The organism is Alkalihalophilus lindianensis, from assembly GCF_032843265.1.
Classification (GTDB): domain Bacteria; phylum Bacillota; class Bacilli; order Bacillales; family Bacillaceae_D; genus Alkalihalophilus; species Alkalihalophilus lindianensis.
Map to the genome: position 1 here is coordinate 1 of NZ_JAWJBA010000197.1, position 281 is coordinate 281.

Annotated in this window: 1 protein-coding gene; it reads left to right on the forward strand. The window is 35.9% G+C overall.

The features are described 5' to 3' along the window. Positions 1-108 precede the first annotated feature (108 nt). Positions 109-281 (forward strand): DUF2521 family protein (locus tag RYX56_RS21900; protein WP_317124058.1); only part of this gene is annotated, 173 nt, incomplete at its 3' end.

The following is a 281-nucleotide window of genomic DNA, read 5'->3' on the forward strand; positions in this document are numbered from 1 at the left end:
CATTTTCATCCGTTTACTTCACCCGAAAATTTGGCAATGGAAAACAGAAAACTCTTTGCATTTCTTCTATATGTGGGATAAAGACTAGTGCTAAGAGGTGAAAGAGAAGTGACTGTCATTACAACCTTTAAAGAAAAACGACGTGAGAAGCAAATTAAATACGAACGATCTGTACTGCGCGAGCTTTCTATACAAACATTAAAAGAAAGAGTTCAACATTATTTTGGTTCATCAAGAATCGTTTCCAGCTTAATCATGAATTCAGGCATTGAAGAGGCTTG